Genomic DNA, 15971 nt, shown 5'->3' on the forward strand with positions numbered 1-15971 from the left:
TCTCTCTGCGGCCGTTGCCGCGCGCCAGATAGCCGTGGCCTGCATGCGCTCGTTGCGCGTACCATTGCTACTCTTCTGGTTGCGCATTGCATTGATCCGAGGACGTCTGCATGAACATGAAAGAACTGCTGGAACGCGCGGCGCTCGCGCGAGAAAAGGCCTATGCGCCGTATTCGACCTTCAAGGTCGGCGCGGCATTGCTGACTCGGGACGGCCGTATTTTCGACGGCTGCAACGTTGAAAATGCGGCGTACGGTTTGTGCAATTGCGCGGAACGTACCGCGTTTTTCAGCGCGATCGCAGCGGGTTATCGGCGCGATCAGTTCGCCGCCTTGGCCGTGATCGGCGACACGGAAGGTCCGATTGCACCGTGCGGCGCGTGCCGTCAGGTGATCCTCGAACTGGGCGGCCCCGAGTTGCCCATTCGCCTCGGCAATCTGCATGGCGCGACGCGCGACACCACGGCGCGCGAACAACTGCCGGACGCGTTTTATCTATGAGCACGCACAAGCTGATTTACGACACGGACCCTGGCGTGGACGATGCAATGGCGCTCGTCTTTCAGGCGCTGCATCCGGATCTCGAACTGCTCGGCGTGACGAGCGTATTCGGCAACGCGACGATCGAGACCACCACGCGCAACGCGCGCTTTCTCGCGGGCCGGTTTGCGCCCGGCGTGCGCGTTTGAGCGGCGCGGGTGCGCCGCTCAAACGCGCTGCGCCGCAGCCGCTCGCGTGGATTCATGGCGACGATGGGCTCGGCAACATCGCGCCTGAAGCGTCGCGCCGGGTTTGACACTATTTTTCGATGCATTTGTCACGTCGCTCATTGATCAGCTTTGCGGGCTTTTTGGCACTTCTCAAGACAGCAAAAAGCCGCCCTCAGGCGGCTCGATCGAACTCCTTCTCCGTCTCACGTTGCGCTATTGCGCATCGCAACAGTTGTTCGGACAGCCGGGGTTCAGGTCAATCAGCACGGACCTCGCCTTTTCCCCATTCAATTTCGCCGCTTCCGGTGTATTGACATAGCTGTTTGCTTCCACCGGCGATTTGGTTAGACCGAACTGCACCGTAAGCATCCTCACCGCAGCAGCCCTGCTTGCGGCAAGCGCGGACGCTTGGGCCTCGTCGGGTGCGGCCCTGCCTCCAATGCTCATCCATTGGTGAATCGGATACTTCTGCTTCATATCGATGGCCCACGAAGCCAGGTCCACAACTTCCTTTGACGGAACAACCGCCGAATTTTTATCGAACAGTATGACTTTCACCTCGGCCGGCCGATTTCCCGATGATTGGCATGCTTGAACCGGTACAGCAGCGATAGCCAAAACTAGCATCGCATAATTAACTATGCTTCTCTTCGCCATAGACGACATACCCCGCAATGCTGTCAGCGTTGTTGATGGCAAGACTAGGATTCGAACGACCCCAGATCATCATGTACGAGTTGAGCCCATACATATTGTCCAAAGTGCCGAACGTGTCAGTGAAGTGCGTTGCTTCGTGAATGATCGTCGCTAACTGCGACTCCCCAAACATGTCAGTAGCGGGCAATATACAAAAGTTTTCCCTAATGCAGATCGTATGTGTGGCTGTGTTCGGCGCGCAAACATGGGCAATTTCGTCTTTGACGCTCTTCAAGTTCGGCAAGCATCCGAGATACCGGTCCAGCTCGAGGGAGGCTCGTAGAAAATTCTTCGGTTCGAGACCTTGAAGCACCGTTTTCAGTTTCGGGAACCCAGACATTAGGCAGTCACGCGTGGCAGCGTCGCTCCTGCCGAACCAGTCCGCGACCCGTGCTCGCGCTTCGGAATCCCATTTCACCAACTCGGCGAGTCGCTTGTCTACCAAGATTATCGCCTTGTCTCTCAATCGCAGGACGTTCTTTCGAAATTCCGAATCAGGCACATTCGGGCAGATTGGAGGCCCGTTGAGCGACAGGAACACGTCTTGATTTGACTCCTCCGTCGTGTTCGCTTGCCCGTTGCCTACGTGCACATAGTCATCTACTGGCATTTCTTTACTTTATTCCTGGATTTCAAGTACGAGTTTTTCTGGCCCCTGCACCTTGACGCGCTGCGTCCGGCCACTGTCATCAGTGACACCGGTAAAGGTCGCGCCTGACGCGGCTCTGATCCGGTATGCAACGCCACTTAACGGTTTGTGGGACGTCTGATCCCGCAGCGTGAACTGCTCGTCAAAGCGGCTCCCGCCGACCATCCAGTTATTTGCGCCGGTCTCTCCGGGCGTTACAACGCCCATTGTCTCGGCCATGTCGTCATGACGAGCGTTGCTTTGCATAGCTGCGATCATCCGCGGATGCCTCGGGCACTTGCAGAGCAGGGTATCGCCGTCGAGGGCAATTTCGTGGCCGAGATGCTTCATGCGACGCGGCCCACCAGTCTTCGCGATCACGCCAACGCTTCGGCAGGCGAAGCAGTAGGCATGCGCACCGATATAGGTTGCCGGATGCCCATAGAACTTGAACGGCGGAACCGGGCTGGGCTCGATGCGGCCGCCCGTCTCGGGCTCGTCACCAACGCAGAGAATCAGACGCATCATTTGCTTGTGTCCTTATGCATGGGCGATTTCGAGTGTTAGTTTTTCCGCGCCGGGGCATTGCACGCGCTCCGTTCTTCCTGTCGCGTCAGTGACGCCGCTCACCACCTGACCGGATGCCGTCCTGATCCGGTAGCGCACATTCGCGACAGGGGGCCGGCCTTCTGGTCGCGCAACGTGAACTGCTCGTCATGCAGCAACGATTTGCACCCATCGGGCGCGTAGCGGGTATCTGACTCTTCAATTCCCGTTCCGTGCGTCGTTTGTGAGCCCAGCAAACGCGGCGGCGGCCATCCATTCCATCTCAAACCCAGTTGTGACAACCCCGCTCGCCGTTGTCAGATCGCCGACAAAAATGAAATTGCGCTGCCCCATCTCCCGAGCATCTCCTTAGAGGAAACCAGCCAGGCTGGCATGCCGTGGCGTTAAAAAATCCATCGTACCGGTCGGAAGATGTGTGCGGAGCAGACCTGACAACTTTTGACATTGCGGTACTTGCCAAACGCCTCGCGGCTGTATGGGGCCTAGAAGAGTCCTCCGTTCTGCGTGCCAGGCTCCCAGTTTGTAATCACCAGCTCGCGGCTCGTCTGCGCCTTGCCGGCGCTGGTGTTGTTGACGCTGTACCGGATGTCCAGCCCGAGCATATGGAGGCCTTCGAACACACGCCGGATGTCCGGGTGATCGTTGATGCTCACCATCACCTTGCCCTTGCATGAGCGCATGATGCCGGCCATCCGCTCATACTCCTCGAACGCGAACGGCACGCCATAGCCCTCGGTCTGCCAGTATGGCGGATCGCAGTAAAAGAACGTATGCGGCCGGTCGTAGCGTTCCATGCAGTTCGCCCACGCGATATTTTCGATATGCGCGGCAGCCAGGCGCAGATGCGCGGCCGACAGGCTTTCCTCGATGCGCAGCAGGTTCACGGAAGGCGCAGTGGTCGCGGTGCCGAACGTCTGTCCGTCGACTTCGCCACCAAAAGCATGCTGCTGAAGGTAATAGAAACGGGCCGCACGCTGGATACGTAATTTTGATCAACCGAACTGATACGCACGCCTCGGCCGGTTTGTATGTACTGAGAATCGACGGCGATCTGTTTGTGAAATGACTGCAGCGCTTGCCTGAGGGAGTTATAGAAGTGAGCAGCGCAAACGGGGCGTACAGGCCTTTCACCATCAGCGTGTCGAACCCGCCATCGGACTTCGACATTATTGGACGCGTCGTCTGGTTCGGGCGTCAGGTCTGAGCCTGACCACTTTTGCTCGTTCGTATGCCAAAAAGTGCGCGAAAAGTGATCATTTCGCGCCTATTTTTGGCGAAAGGATTTCGCGCCTCGCGCCGCAGCCTGAATTCCGCTAACCGCGCCCTGCGTGGCGTTGCGCCAATCCGTCCGCTGTTTACTGGCAGTGACAAAACGAGCACCACCCCATACTGAAGCGTCGCGCGACGCGCCGCTCGATTCGCGGCCCGCGCATCGGTTCATCATCGACACCGTGCGCGAGCATCCGGGCGAAGTCACCTTGCTCGCAGTCGGGCCGCTCACGAATCTGGCGCTTGCGCTCGCCGACGATCCGCTGATCGCGCCGCTCGTGAAGCAAGTGGTCGTGATGGGCGGTGCATTCGGCACGAACGGCGTGCTCGGCAACGTTACGCCCGCAGCGGAGGCCAACATTCTCGACGATCCGGATGCCGCCGACATTGTGTTCGGCGCGCCGTGGCCAGTGGCGATTGTCGGGCTGGACGTCACGCAGCGCACCATCATGAGCGAGGACTATCTGGCGTCGATCCGCGATCGCGGCGGCGCGGCGGGCCAGTTCCTGTGGGATGTCTCGCGGCATTACCAGGCGTTTCATCAGCAGAGCGCGCAGCTCAAGGGCATCTATGTGCACGATTCGTCGGCGGTGGCGTATGTGCTGGCGCCGCATCTGTACGCGACCCGAAGCGGCCCGGTGCGCGTGCTGACGGACGGCATCGCGGTCGGCCAAACCATTCAGAAGCCTTCCACGATGCCGGTGCCCGCGCCCGACTGGGACCAGCGGCCCGACTGCAAGGTATGCATCGGCATCGATGTAAAAGGCATGCTCGCGCTGTACGAGAACACGCTGTGCGGCGCGCGCTGAGCATTGCCATGCGTTGAGCCGGCGCGAACCGGGCTGCAAGATGGCTCGCTCCGGGTCAGCTTGTCCGATGCGTTTCCTCAATCTTTGCTACATTGCAGCGAGGGACGACACTCTCTCAAGAGGCCAAAGATGCGAATTCTAGTGGTAGGCGCGGGCGCCGTGGGCGGCTACTTCGGCGGACGGCTCGCAGAAGCGGGACACGACATCACCTTCCTCGTGCGCGCGGGACGTGCTGAAAGGCTGCAACGCGACGGCCTGGTCATCAAAAGCCCGCGCGGCGATTTCACGCGGCGCGATGTCAAAACGATCCTGGCCGGCGTGAACGCCGAACCGTTCGATCTCGTGCTGCTGAGCTGCAAGGCCTACAGTCTCGACGACGCGATCGATTCCTTCGCGCCGCTCGTCGGCGAATCGACGCTGATTCTGCCCATGCTCAACGGCATGCGCCATATCGACGTGCTCACCGAAAAATTCGGCGAATCGCGCGTGCTCGGCGGTCAATGCGTGATCGCGGCGACGCTCAATGCCAATCAGCAGATCGTGCATTTGAACGACATGCATGCGATCACTTTAGGCGAACTGGCGGGCGGCATATCGGAGCGGGTGCAAGCGATTGCCGATTCCATGGCCGACGCGAATTTCGACGTGTCGGTCAGCGAAAACATCTTGCTGCGCATGTGGGAAAAATGGGTGTTTCTCGCCACGCTCGCGGCGAGCACGTGTTTGATGCGCGGCTCCATCGGCGATATTCTGTCCGCGCCCGGCGGCCGCCGTGTGATCGAAAATCTGCTCGGCGAGTGCCGCGCGGTGGCGGAGCACAATGGCTTCTCGATGGCGGCGGACTTCGACGCGCGCGCCGCGCAAACGCTCTTCACGCCGTCGCCGCTCACGGCGTCGATGCTGCGCGATGTGGAAAACCACTCGCATACCGAAGCGGATCACATTCTCGGCGATCTGATTTCGCGTGGCGACGAGGCACAGAAGGACGAGCACGCGTTGTCGTTGCTGCGCATTGCCTATAGCCATCTGAAGACGTATGAAGCGAGGCAGACGCGCACCTCGTGAACGTTGCGAGCGTCAAGAATAAAAGCTTGGCGTCACCGCTCAATGACCGGAGGTCAACATGGCGGCTCCAATCGGATCAGTGCCCGCGCTCAGCTCCGCATCCTCCACCATCTTCTCGATCGGCATTGCGTTTCTCGGCTACTGGGGCTTGTATGAACCCAATGCGTGGCGCGCGACGGACGTCGTCGTGTTCGTCCTCGCGCTGCTCGGCTTTGCCTGCCTCGGGCTCGTCCCGTGGATGGCAACCAGCCCGGTCGAGCCCGACACCAGCGACGCCAGAATACGCATTGCGCGGCATCTGTTTCTCGCGGGCGTCGCGTCGATCTGGCTCGCGGTTTCCATTTCGGTCATCTTCTAGGCTGTAATCCCGCAAGAAAAAACGCGTGCCTCACTGTAGCGAGGCGCGCGTTTTCATGACGCAAAGGGACGCCTAGCGTTCGATCTGCCGGTTCCAGCGCGTGTCCCATTGCGCCCGATGCGCATTGATCGTGTCCCAATCCACCACCGTCACTTTGTGCACCAGATCTTCCAGGTTGCCGAGGCTTTGCTGCATCGCGGGCGGCATCTTCGCGAGACGGTTGGTCGGAATCTGCTTGCCCGCTTCAGCGGCTTTCGTCTGCGCGGGTGCAGAGAGCAGGAATTGCGCGAGCTTCTGCGCGAGTTGCGGGTCCGGGTTGTTGTTCACCACGCACAGATCGACGAGCAGCAGCACCGGGCCTTCCTTCGGATTCACATACGCGACCGGAATGCCCTTGTCGGCCAGATCGCCGACGGCGGTCGGCGTCAATGGAAAGAGACCTGCTTCGCCGGTCTGCACCATTTCCGAAATCTTCGCCGAGTTCGGCACATATTCCACGACGTTCGGCCCCACCGTGCTCGCCCATTTCGTGAAGGCAGGCTCGACGTTCTGCTCGCTGCCGCCCATCAAACGGTTGATGGCGAGAAAGCCATGCAAGCCGAACGTGCTGCTCGACGCGGACTGGAACACCACCTTGCCCTTGTATTTCGGATCGGCGAAGTCCATCCACGAAGTAGGCGGCGCCCAGCCTTTCTCAGCGAACAGTTTCTTGTTGTATGCAATGCCGGTCATGCCGAGCTGCACGCCCGCGCCCATGTCGTCCTTCATGCGCGCGAACGGGTACAGTTCCTTGAGCACCGGCGCGTCGTCGAGCTTCTTGCAGACGCCCATGCTGACCGCGCGCGCCATCACGCCATCGTCGAGAAACACCACGTGGATTTGCGGACTCGTCTTGTTGGCGAGCAACTTCGCGAGAATATCCGACGACGTGCCCGGCACGACCACCACTTTCACATTGTTCGCTTTCTCGAAGTCGGGTAGCACCTGGCTCGTGTACGCCTTTTCCATCGGACCGCCGTTCATGCCGATATAGATCGTCTTCGTCTCCGACCATGCGGGCGCGGCCGCGCCGAATGCACACAATGCGGCCAGCGCCGCGATCGTCCTGAACATTTTCATTGACTAGCTCCTGAGTGTCATAAGCGTGGGGTTTAAACGACGGATGAAGCGGCAAGCGGCGCGAAGCGGCCAATCGAAAAAGCGTCGAGCGGCGTGGCTGTGGCGCCGTCGATGACGAGATCGGCCAGCACCTCGCCGACACCGGGCGCGAGCAGAAAGCCTGCGCCAGAAAAACCGAATGCATGCAACAGACGCGGCACCGCGCGGCTCGGCCCAATGATCGGATTGCTGTCGGGCGTCTCGCCCTCCACGCCGCTCCAGGTGCGAATCAGCAGCGCCTCGCGCAGCGCGGGCAGGAGCGCGCACGCGTCGCGCATCACGGCGCGTGTGGTTTCCGTCGAAGGCCGGCCGTATTCGCCGTCGCCATGCCCGCGTCCGCCGCCGATCACGCAATTGCCGCGCGCCACTTGCCGCGCGTAGATGCCGCCGCCGTACACGCCGAGGCTGTGCGTGATGAAGAGCGGCAGCGGCTCGGTGACCCACATGTTCGGGTAGATCGGCTTCATCGGCGCGCGCTCGCCGAAGTAGCCGGCGACGGTGTTCGCCCACGCGCCGGCGGAGTTGATGAGCCAGTCGGCGCTGATGCGCGACTGGCCCGCGCGCAAGTGGAAGCGTGTGCCGTCGTGATGAATGTCGCTCAGCTCGGTTTGCTCGCGCACGTCCGCGCCCGCGGCACGCGCGGCGCGGGCGAATGCGGGCGACACGAGGCGCGGATTCGCGTGACCGTCGCTCGGACACAACGAGCCGCCGACAGCAGCCAGGCCGAGCCACGGATAGCGCTCGCGAAACTTCGTACCGCTGATCAACTGCGCGTGCAGACCGTAATCGCGCGCCATGTCGGCCCATTGCTGGAGCGCGGCAAGATCGCCTTCGCTGCGAGCAAGGCGCAAGTGTCCCGACACGGTCAATTCACCGTCGATGCCGATCAGTTCCGGCAAGCGGTCCCAGATGCGTCTCGCGCGCATGGCGAGCGGGATCTGTTCGACCGGACGGCCCTGGCAGCGCACGCCGCCGTAGTTCACGCCGCTCGCTTGCGCGCCGCAAAAGCGCCGCTCGAACAGGCCGACGTGCAAGCCGCGCCTGGCCAGTGCGAGTGCCGCCGACGAACCGACGAGTCCGCCGCCCGCAATCGCCACGTCATAGTGCGGCGCGTCACTCATCGCGGGCCTCCTCGGGAATGTCGGCGACATCGTCGTTGTACATGGCAGGCGACAGCGGAATGGGTTTGACCGGCGGCTGGCTGCGCAGACGGCCTACTGCTTCGAGCGGCCGGCCGGTTTCCTCGGCAAGCAGCAAAAGGGCGGCTTCGCCGCACATGCGGCCCTGGCAGCGGCCCATGCCGACGCGAGTCAGCGCCTTCAGGCGGTTGATCTCATTCGCCTCGCCGCCGCGGATGCATTGCCGCAAGGTGCCCGCGTCGATTTCCTCGCAGCGGCAAACGGTCATGTCGTCGGGCCATGACGACGCGCATTGCGTGGGCGGCGCGAAGGCGGCTTCGATGCCCGCGCGAAAAACGGCGATACGTTTCAGCTCGCGTTCGAGCGATGCCGCGCGAGGCATGCCGGGTCCGCGCGGATGCTCGATGCCCAGATCGTCGAGCAAGGCGAACGCGGCGCGGCGTCCGGCGAGTTCGGCGGCGTCGGCGCCCGCAATGCCCGCGCCGTCGCCGGCGAGATAGAGGCCCGGCACGGAGCTGCGTCCGGCGGCGTCGAGTTCGGGCAGCCAGCAACGGTTGAGCGCATCGAAACGGAAGCGGCAGCCCGCGAGATCGGCAAGCTGGGTTTCGGGCTTGAGGCCGAAGCTGATGCCGACCGCGTCGCATGACATTGTTTCGGTAACCGAACTATTTTCATTCGCGCGCCATTCGATCGCATCAACGTGTTGCGTGCCGTGAATGCCGACCAGTTGCACGCCGCGTTCGATCCGAATGCGCCGGGCCTTCAACCAGCCGACGTAATACACACCTTTCGCGAAGGTGGACGGAGCACGCGCGAGTTGGGGCGCGGCGGCGATCTGCTTCGAGAACGGGCTCGTGTCCAGCACGGCTATCACCTGCGCGCCCGCTTTCACGTATTGATACGCGACGAGATAGAGCAACGGCCCGGTGCCCGCGAGCACCACGCGTCGGCCGATAGCGCAGCCTTGGGCTTTTAGCGCGACTTGTGCCGCGCCGAGCGTGTAGACGCCGGGCAAGGTCCAGCCCGGCACCGGCAGCACGCGGTCGATCGCGCCGCTCGCAATGATCAGATGCGAGAACGGCACGCCGATTTCGCGCCCGGCTTGTAGCGTGTCGAGACGGCCCGCTTCGCAAGCCCATGCGAGCGTGCCGGGGCGATAGTCGAGATGAGGCAGCAGCGCGGCCATGGTCGTGTGCAACGCGTGGGCCTTGCCCGCTTCGAAACCGTAGAGCGCTTTCTTCGAGCGCTGGAAGCCGCCGTTCGCGGGCGGCTGACGATAAATCTGCCCGCCCCAGCGCGCGTTTTCGTCGATCACGACGGGCCGCACGCCGGCCGCGACCAAGGTTTCGGCGGCGCGCACGCCGGCTGGTCCCGCGCCGACAATCACGATGCGGCGGTCGTCGGTCATTGCGTGTCTCCGCTTGCTGCAACAGTCGCGGCAGCGTGACCGGCTGGCTGGACAATCGGGCCGATGCGCGTCAGCACGCGCATTCCCTCGCTGACGAGCGTCGAGCATGCACGCAGACGCTTGCCGTCTTCGGTGCGCATCCAGCAGTCCTGGCAGGCGCCGATCAGACAGAAACCGGCGCGCGGCGAGCCGCTGAATTCGCTGTCGCGCACGCGGCGCTGTTGCGTCAACACGGCAGTGAGCAGCGTATCGCCTTGCAGCGCGAAGACTGCGTGGCCGTCCAGATAGAAGCGCAGCGATTCGCGCCGCGTTTCCGCAAGGCGCACGAATTGCGGCTCGCGCGCGGGCGCGGCGATCTCGGGTGACGGCAAGTGAGACGGCATGAGAGCGTGGACGGAAGAAGACATCAGTGCTGGCCGATCAGAATGCGATTGAGTCCATACACGCGATCGAGCAGCAGCATCGCGCCCGCCGTGATGAAGATCACGAGCGCCGAGACGGAGGCCATCATCGGGTCGATGGATTCGGTCGCGTACATGTACATGCGCACCGGCAGTGTGACCGTTTGCGGCGACGTCACGAAGATCGACATCGTGAGTTCATCGAAGCTGTTGATGAACGCAAGCAGCCAGCCGCCGGTAATGCCGGGCAGAATCATCGGCAAGGTGATGCGGCGAAACGCGGTCCACGGGTCGGCGCCGAGCGAATGCGCGGCATGCTCGACGCTGCGGTCGAGTCCGCTCACGGAGGCGAGCACGAGCCGCATCACGAACGGTGTGATGATGATCATGTGCGCGACGATCAGCCACGCGAACGAACCGGTCGCGCCGATCAGCGCGAAAAAACGCAGCAGCGCGATGCCGAGCACGAGGCCCGGAATCACGAGCGGCGAGAGCAGCAAGCCGTTGAGGAACGCGCGGCCAGGAAAACGCGCGCGGCCGATGGCGAGCGCCGCGGGCAGCGCCACGATGAGAGAAAGCGTCGCCGACGCGAACGCGAGCTTCAGGCTGTTCACGAACGCGGAGATGAAATCGGGGTAATTGAGGATCGCGCGAAACCAGCGCAGCGAGACGCCGTGCGTCGGCAAGGTGAGCGTTTCGTCGGGCGTGAAGGCGACCAGCACGACGATCACGAGCGGCGCGAGCACGAACGCAATGACGAGCGTATGGAAAATCAGTGCAACAGGACCGTTTTTTCTCATGATGTTTCCGCGCGATGAACCGTCATATCAACCCAGGCTTCTGGCATACCTGCGCTCCAGAACCCGGTAGTAAGTGAGCATCACGATCAGGTTCGCGACCAGCAGCAGGAGCGCGATGGTTGCGCCGAGCGGCCAGTTCAGCGAGCCGAGGAACTCGTCGTAGACAGCGGTCGCGGCCACTTTCAGGCGGCGTCCGCCGAGCAGGCCGGGAATTGCAAACGCGCTCGCCGACAAGCCGAACACCATCAGGCTGCCCGACAGAATGCCCGGCGTGAGTTGCGGCAACACGATGCGGCGCAGCGTGGTCGCGGGCGAAGCCATCAGCGAGAGCGCGGCGTTTTCCGTTTGCGGATCGAGCTTCTGCAACGCGGTCCACACGGGAATGACCATGAAGGGCAGCATCACGTGAACGAGTGCGATGACGATCGCGAAGGTCGTGTATTCGAGCTTGTAGGGCCCGAGGCCGACCAGCGCGAACGCCTGATTCACGAGGCCGCCGCTGCTGAGCAGCATGCTCCAGCCGAACGCGCGCACCACGACCGAGACGAGCAGCGGCGCGAGAATCACGAGCAGAAACAGCGAGCGATACGGATCGCGCATGCGCGACAGCACATACGCTTCAGGTGTGCCGATCGCGACGCACAACAGCGTGACGACAAATGCGATGCCGAACGTGCGCAGAAAGATCGTGTGGAAATACGCGGAGCCGAGCACTTCCGCGTAATTGCCGAACTGGAAGGCGGCGAGCGGGCCGCTTGCCGGATCGAAGCGATAGAAGCTCAGCACCAGCGTCATCAGAAGCGGCACGAGCACGAGCGCGACGAACAGCAAAAACGCCGGCAGACACATGAGCCACAGCGGCACGAACGCGCGCCATGGCGCGCGGCGCGCGCCGGTGAATGGCGCGTTGTCGTTTTCCGTGGCGGGCAGCGTGCTATCCATGATGCGCGTCCCGTTGAATGAAGCGGATCGCCTCGCTGTTCCAGTCGACGCCGACCGCCGCGCCTTCCTGCAGCGGCGCATTGCCTTCGTTCTGGCAACACACGAGCACTTCGCCGAGCCGGCTGTCGAGGCGATACAGCCATTGGCTGCCGAGGAAGAAGCGGCTCGTCACCGTGGCCGGCACACGTCCCGCGTCCGGGGCGCACAGGCGCAATTTCTCGGGGCGAATGCACAGCGTGACAGCATCGCCTACGCCGATCACACGCTCGCGCGTCGGCAGTTGCGCGGTGTGGCCGGTTTCGCGCAGATCGTGGCCGAGGTCGATGCGGATCGCGTCGCCGTCACGCGCGATCACCGTGCCCGGCAGCATATTGGCCTTGCCGATGAACTGCGAGACGAAGCGATTCTCGGGCCGCTCATACGCCTCGTAAGGCGTGTCGATCTGCGTGATGCGACCCGCTTCCATGACGACCACGCGATCGCTGATCGACAACGCTTCGGACTGGTCGTGCGTGACCATGATCGTCGTCGTGCCGATCTTGCGTTGAATGCCGCGCAATTCGAATTGCATGTCCTCGCGCAGCTTGGCGTCGAGATTCGACATCGGTTCGTCGAGCAGCAGGACGGGCGGCGCGATCACGATGGCGCGCGCAATCGCCACGCGTTGCCGTTGGCCGCCGGACAATTCGCGCGGGAAGCGATGCGCGAGCTGATCGAGCCGCACGAGCGACAGCGCTTCGCGCACGCGCTCCTTGCGCTCCGCCTTGTCGATCTTGCGCATTTCGAGCCCGAAGCCGACGTTGTCCGCCACGCTCATATGCGGAAACAGCGCGTAGCTCTGGAACACCACGCCGAGTCCGCGCCTGTTCGGCTTCATGTGCGTGATGTCGCGGCCATCGAGCGTGATGCGTCCGCGCGTCGTTTCGAGGAAGCCGGCGATCATCTGCAATGTCGTGGTCTTGCCGCAGCCGGACGGCCCCAGCAACGAAACGAACTCGCCTTTCTCCACCGACAGGTTGACGTCGACGACCGCCTGAAGCTCGCCGAACGACTTCGCGACGTCTGTGAGTGTAAGGAACGACATGATGTGGCCTTTGGATGCCTCGATGGAACCGACTCTAGCCAGCCAAATTACGAGGCGTCAATTTGAAATTCCATAAGGCGAGAAGATATTCAAAATAATTCCGTGTGACGGAATAAATCGGAGGGCCGCGTGCCAAGTTATTCCGCCCCGCGGCCTCGGTAAAAGCCCTAGGAAACATGGCCATTGCTTTGTCGGCACGGAAAGCGGCGCGTTGTTCCGCTGACAGGCAAAACGCTTTATAGTGTTCCAGTCAATGAAATAAACATGAGTGCGCGCGATGAAAACTGCCGCTAAACGAGATTCGAGAACCCAGCCAGCCGAATCAGAAACCGAAGCCGGAACGGGCGCCGCGCCCGGCACGGGCATGCTGGAACGCGCGTTTGCCGTGATTCGCGCGCTGTCCGACACGCACGCCGAGGGCAGCCGCGTCACGCGTCTCGCGAAAGCGGTGGGTCTGACGCAAGGCACGGTGCATCGCATCCTGCATGCGTTGATCGCGGAGGGCGTCGTCGAACAGGACGAGAACTCGAAGCTTTACCGGCTGAGCGTCAACTTCTTTGCGCTCGCGGCGCAGGCCGGCAATCCGAGTGGCATGCGCACGTTATGCCGCCCCGCGTTACTGAGGCTTTGCGCGAGTCTCGGCGACACGATCTTTCTGCTCGTGAAAAGCAGTTTCGATGCAGTGTGTCTCGACATCTGCGAAGGGCCGTTTCCGATTCGTTCGTTCACCGGCGATATTGGCGGACGCGTGGCGTTGGGTGTGGGGCAGGGGAGTCTCGCGATTCTTGCGTTTCTGCCCGAGGCCGAGCGCGAGGAAATCATTCGCTTTAACGTGCCGCGTATTCGCGGCTACGGCGTGCTCGACGAAGTGTATTTGCGCACCGAGATCGAACGCGTGCGGCAGTTGGGATATGCGGACCGCAATAGCGGCGTGCTCGACGGCATGGCGGGCGTGGCCGTGCCGATTCTCGATCGTGCCGGCGTGGCCGTGGCGGCATTGAGCGTCGGCACATTGGCCGCGCGTCTGGGCGGCGGCCGTTTGCCGATGGTGGTCGAATTGCTGCGCCGTCAGGCCGAAGCGATCGGCCCGCAAACCAATCCGTTCGATGTCGCGTTGCGCCGGCCCGTGCATGGCCTGTCGCGCGCCATGACGAGCATGCGCATCGAGGGCTCGGCGCAGGAGTGAGCGGCTCGATAGCGGCGCGTTGAAAAAGGCGTCACTTACGGAACCCGCGCAACCCGCGCAACCCGCGCAACCCGCGCAACGTGACGCCTTCTCATCCAGCGCGAAAATACGCCGCGCTTAGAACACCTTCACCGGCACGTTCACCACCAGGCGGTACTCCATGTTGTTGCCGTCCGAGTAGTAGTGGCTGGCGTTGTGCCACATCGCGATGAACGTGATCTTGGTGTCCTTGAAGCGGCCGCTTTGCAGCGTATAGCTCGGAATGAAGCCGAACTCGTGATGAGTGCCGTGCACCGGCTGTCCGTTCTTCCAGTACAGGTCGTGCAGCGCGGCCGAGGGCGACGCGTTCGCCGCGGCGCCCGCCGACGCATCCGCGCCCCAGCCGTACGCGCCCCACAACATCGCCTTCAGTCCGGGCACGCCCGCGTATTTCCCGTCGAACGTGTAGCGCAATTGCAGCGATTGCTCGTGCGGCGCGTTATAGTCCACGTCCATCGAGTTGGTCAGATAGATGCCGTTCGTTTCGTTCACGTAGTCGAAGAACTGGTCGCCGAGTATCTGCTGATAGCCGAGCAGCAGCGCATGCGGTCCGTGTTGCGCGGAGACGGACAAGCTATAGGCGTTGCTGTTGATGTGCCCCTGACGCGATGCGCCGGTGTCGTGCGTCGAGTAGATGTTCGCGAGGCCGCTCCACTTGATCGTGCCGGGATCGCCGAACGACTGCGAGACGGAGCCATAGTATTGACGCCATACGTCGTCGGCCTGATCGACGTAAAGCGCCATCTCGCCATTCTTCGCATAGTGCCAGGTGCCGCCCACGTAGGTCACGCGGTCGATGCGCGTGCCGCCATACGACGTGGTGAGGTTGCTCAGATTCGTGTGGCCGCGCGCATCGACTTTGGTGAAGCTGCCGGCCTCCAGCGTCGTGTGAGCGAGGTCGTTGCTGACGACCGACACGCCGAGGAAAGTCGGCGGCAACGCGCGGTTGTCGTGCGGTTCGAGAAACGGATTCGTCACGTCCTGCAAACCATACTTCACGACCGTTTCCGAAATGCGTCCCTTGATGTCGTACATGCCGGGATACGCCCACGCGAGTTGTTCCGAGCCACCGCCGCTCTTGCCGACGTGCACCATGTTGCTCGCGCCGTTGCCGCCGTCGAGCTTGAGCGCGCCGAACAGCGAGGCGTCCACGCCGAAGCCGACCACGCCTTGCGTGAAGCCGGATTCATAGTTGGCTTGCACGCCTTGCACCCATGCATGACGATAGATCGTGTTGGGCGCCTGGAAGTAATCGGCATAGTTGCGAAGCAGCAAGTTCAAATGGCTGTCGGCGATGAAGCCCTTGCTGGCCGCCTGGCTCGACGGCGGCGCGGGCGGCGTGACGGACTGGTCAGCCTCCGCGTTGATGACAGCGTTCGTGGTGTCGGGCTGATCGTTGCGAATCTGCCCGCCTTGATCGGCGCGGCGTTTTTCGGCGGGCTGAGCCTGCGTCAGTTGCGGCGCGGGCGGCAACGTTTGCGCGGCGGGCTGCGTGACGCTGTCGTCGGCATACGCATTCGCGGCGACAGTGAGAGCGGGAAGCGTGAATGCACAGCAGATTGCGGCAGTGACTCCGGATCTTTTCGACCGGTATGTTGTTGAATTGTTTTTCATCGAAAAATGTCTCGTCTATTGTGATGAAACTTTGGCCGGCGCTGAGCCAGTCCACGCTGATCGCCCGTCATGCGGATGGCAGGACGTGCGAATCCAACG

General features: G+C 62.4%; 15 protein-coding genes and 3 pseudogenes. 6 read left to right on the top strand and 12 right to left on the bottom strand.

Annotated elements, in window-relative coordinates; all coding sequences use genetic code 11:
- Nucleotides 1–110 precede the first annotated feature (110 nt).
- The gene (locus tag VOM14_RS02030; RefSeq protein ID WP_327626988.1) at nucleotides 111–500 is read left to right on the top strand and encodes a cytidine deaminase; all 390 of its coding nucleotides are present in this window, start codon (nucleotides 111–113) and stop codon (nucleotides 498–500) included.
- A pseudogene (locus tag VOM14_RS02035) lies at nucleotides 497–765 on the top strand (nucleoside hydrolase); the annotation flags it as partial. The gene VOM14_RS02030 and the pseudogene VOM14_RS02035, both read left to right, overlap by 4 nt.
- Nucleotides 766–922: 157 nt before the next feature.
- On the opposite strand, the gene VOM14_RS02040 reads toward VOM14_RS02035, so the two are convergent.
- The 4 genes and pseudogenes from VOM14_RS02040 to VOM14_RS02055 all read right to left on the bottom strand — a co-directional run.
- Nucleotides 923–1267 carry a hypothetical protein gene (locus tag VOM14_RS02040; RefSeq protein WP_327626989.1) on the bottom strand — a complete coding sequence of 115 codons (345 nt, stop codon included), beginning with the start codon at nucleotides 1265–1267 and terminating at the stop codon, nucleotides 923–925.
- A gap of 76 nt (nucleotides 1268–1343) precedes the next feature.
- Nucleotides 1344–2015, bottom strand: a complete 672-nt coding sequence (locus tag VOM14_RS02045) for a M35 family metallo-endopeptidase (protein WP_327626990.1) — start codon at nucleotides 2013–2015, stop codon at nucleotides 1344–1346.
- A 9-nt stretch (nucleotides 2016–2024) separates the two neighbouring features.
- Nucleotides 2025–2561, bottom strand: a complete 537-nt coding sequence (locus VOM14_RS02050; RefSeq protein ID WP_327626991.1) for a PAAR domain-containing protein — start codon at nucleotides 2559–2561, stop codon at nucleotides 2025–2027.
- A 521-nt stretch (nucleotides 2562–3082) separates the two neighbouring features.
- Nucleotides 3083–3580 (bottom strand): annotated as a pseudogene (locus VOM14_RS02055) (DNA adenine methylase); the annotation flags it as partial.
- Nucleotides 3581–4012: 432 nt separating this feature from the next.
- On the opposite strand from VOM14_RS02055, the pseudogene VOM14_RS02060 reads away from it, so the two are divergent.
- The 3 genes and pseudogenes from VOM14_RS02060 to VOM14_RS02070 form a co-directional block, all read left to right on the top strand.
- Nucleotides 4013–4678: pseudogene (locus VOM14_RS02060) on the top strand (nucleoside hydrolase); the annotation flags it as partial.
- 129 nt (nucleotides 4679–4807) lie between these two features.
- Complete coding sequence (gene panE, locus VOM14_RS02065) at nucleotides 4808–5743, top strand: 2-dehydropantoate 2-reductase (RefSeq protein ID WP_327626992.1); 936 nt, start codon at nucleotides 4808–4810, stop codon at nucleotides 5741–5743.
- 58 nt (nucleotides 5744–5801) lie between these two features.
- The gene (locus tag VOM14_RS02070; RefSeq protein WP_327626993.1) at nucleotides 5802–6101 is read left to right on the top strand and encodes a hypothetical protein; all 300 of its coding nucleotides are present in this window, start codon (nucleotides 5802–5804) and stop codon (nucleotides 6099–6101) included.
- A gap of 72 nt (nucleotides 6102–6173) precedes the next feature.
- Here the strand turns inward: VOM14_RS02070 and VOM14_RS02075 are convergent, their stop codons facing one another.
- Genes VOM14_RS02075 through VOM14_RS02105 form a run of 7 tightly spaced genes read right to left on the bottom strand, consistent with a single transcriptional unit; the run spans nucleotide 6174 to nucleotide 13033 of the window.
- Complete coding sequence (locus tag VOM14_RS02075) at nucleotides 6174–7220, bottom strand: ABC transporter substrate-binding protein (protein WP_327626994.1); 1047 nt, start codon at nucleotides 7218–7220, stop codon at nucleotides 6174–6176.
- Nucleotides 7221–7252: 32 nt separating this feature from the next.
- The gene (locus VOM14_RS02080; RefSeq protein WP_327626995.1) at nucleotides 7253–8380 is read right to left on the bottom strand and encodes an NAD(P)/FAD-dependent oxidoreductase; all 1128 of its coding nucleotides are present in this window, start codon (nucleotides 8378–8380) and stop codon (nucleotides 7253–7255) included.
- The gene (locus tag VOM14_RS02085; protein ID WP_327626996.1) at nucleotides 8373–9806 is read right to left on the bottom strand and encodes an FAD/NAD(P)-dependent oxidoreductase; all 1434 of its coding nucleotides are present in this window, start codon (nucleotides 9804–9806) and stop codon (nucleotides 8373–8375) included. The genes VOM14_RS02080 and VOM14_RS02085 overlap by 8 nt, the downstream gene beginning before the upstream one ends.
- The gene (locus VOM14_RS02090) at nucleotides 9803–10189 is read right to left on the bottom strand and encodes a (2Fe-2S)-binding protein (protein ID WP_327627408.1); all 387 of its coding nucleotides are present in this window, start codon (nucleotides 10187–10189) and stop codon (nucleotides 9803–9805) included. The genes VOM14_RS02085 and VOM14_RS02090 overlap by 4 nt, the downstream gene beginning before the upstream one ends.
- 23 nt (nucleotides 10190–10212) lie before the next feature.
- Complete coding sequence (locus VOM14_RS02095) at nucleotides 10213–11007, bottom strand: ABC transporter permease (protein ID WP_327626997.1); 795 nt, start codon at nucleotides 11005–11007, stop codon at nucleotides 10213–10215.
- Nucleotides 11008–11034: 27 nt separating this feature from the next.
- Nucleotides 11035–11949 (bottom strand): ABC transporter permease, encoded by a 915-nt coding sequence (locus VOM14_RS02100; RefSeq protein WP_327626998.1) that lies wholly within the window; start codon nucleotides 11947–11949, stop codon nucleotides 11035–11037.
- Nucleotides 11942–13033 carry an ABC transporter ATP-binding protein gene (locus tag VOM14_RS02105; protein ID WP_327626999.1) on the bottom strand — a complete coding sequence of 364 codons (1092 nt, stop codon included), beginning with the start codon at nucleotides 13031–13033 and terminating at the stop codon, nucleotides 11942–11944. Before VOM14_RS02105 ends, VOM14_RS02100 begins: the two co-directional genes overlap by 8 nt.
- 277 nt (nucleotides 13034–13310) lie before the next feature.
- Between VOM14_RS02105 and VOM14_RS02110 the strand changes: the two genes are divergently transcribed.
- Nucleotides 13311–14219 carry an IclR family transcriptional regulator gene (locus tag VOM14_RS02110; RefSeq protein WP_327627000.1) on the top strand — a complete coding sequence of 303 codons (909 nt, stop codon included), beginning with the start codon at nucleotides 13311–13313 and terminating at the stop codon, nucleotides 14217–14219.
- Nucleotides 14220–14336: 117 nt separating this feature from the next.
- Here the strand turns inward: VOM14_RS02110 and VOM14_RS02115 are convergent, their stop codons facing one another.
- Nucleotides 14337–15872: an OprD family outer membrane porin gene (locus VOM14_RS02115; RefSeq protein WP_327627001.1), complete on the bottom strand. Its 1536-nt coding sequence runs from the start codon at nucleotides 15870–15872 to the stop codon at nucleotides 14337–14339.
- Nucleotides 15873–15971: the final 99 nt, after the last annotated feature.

This window comes from Paraburkholderia sp. MPAMCS5 (assembly GCF_036016995.1).
Lineage (GTDB): Bacteria > Pseudomonadota > Gammaproteobacteria > Burkholderiales > Burkholderiaceae > Paraburkholderia.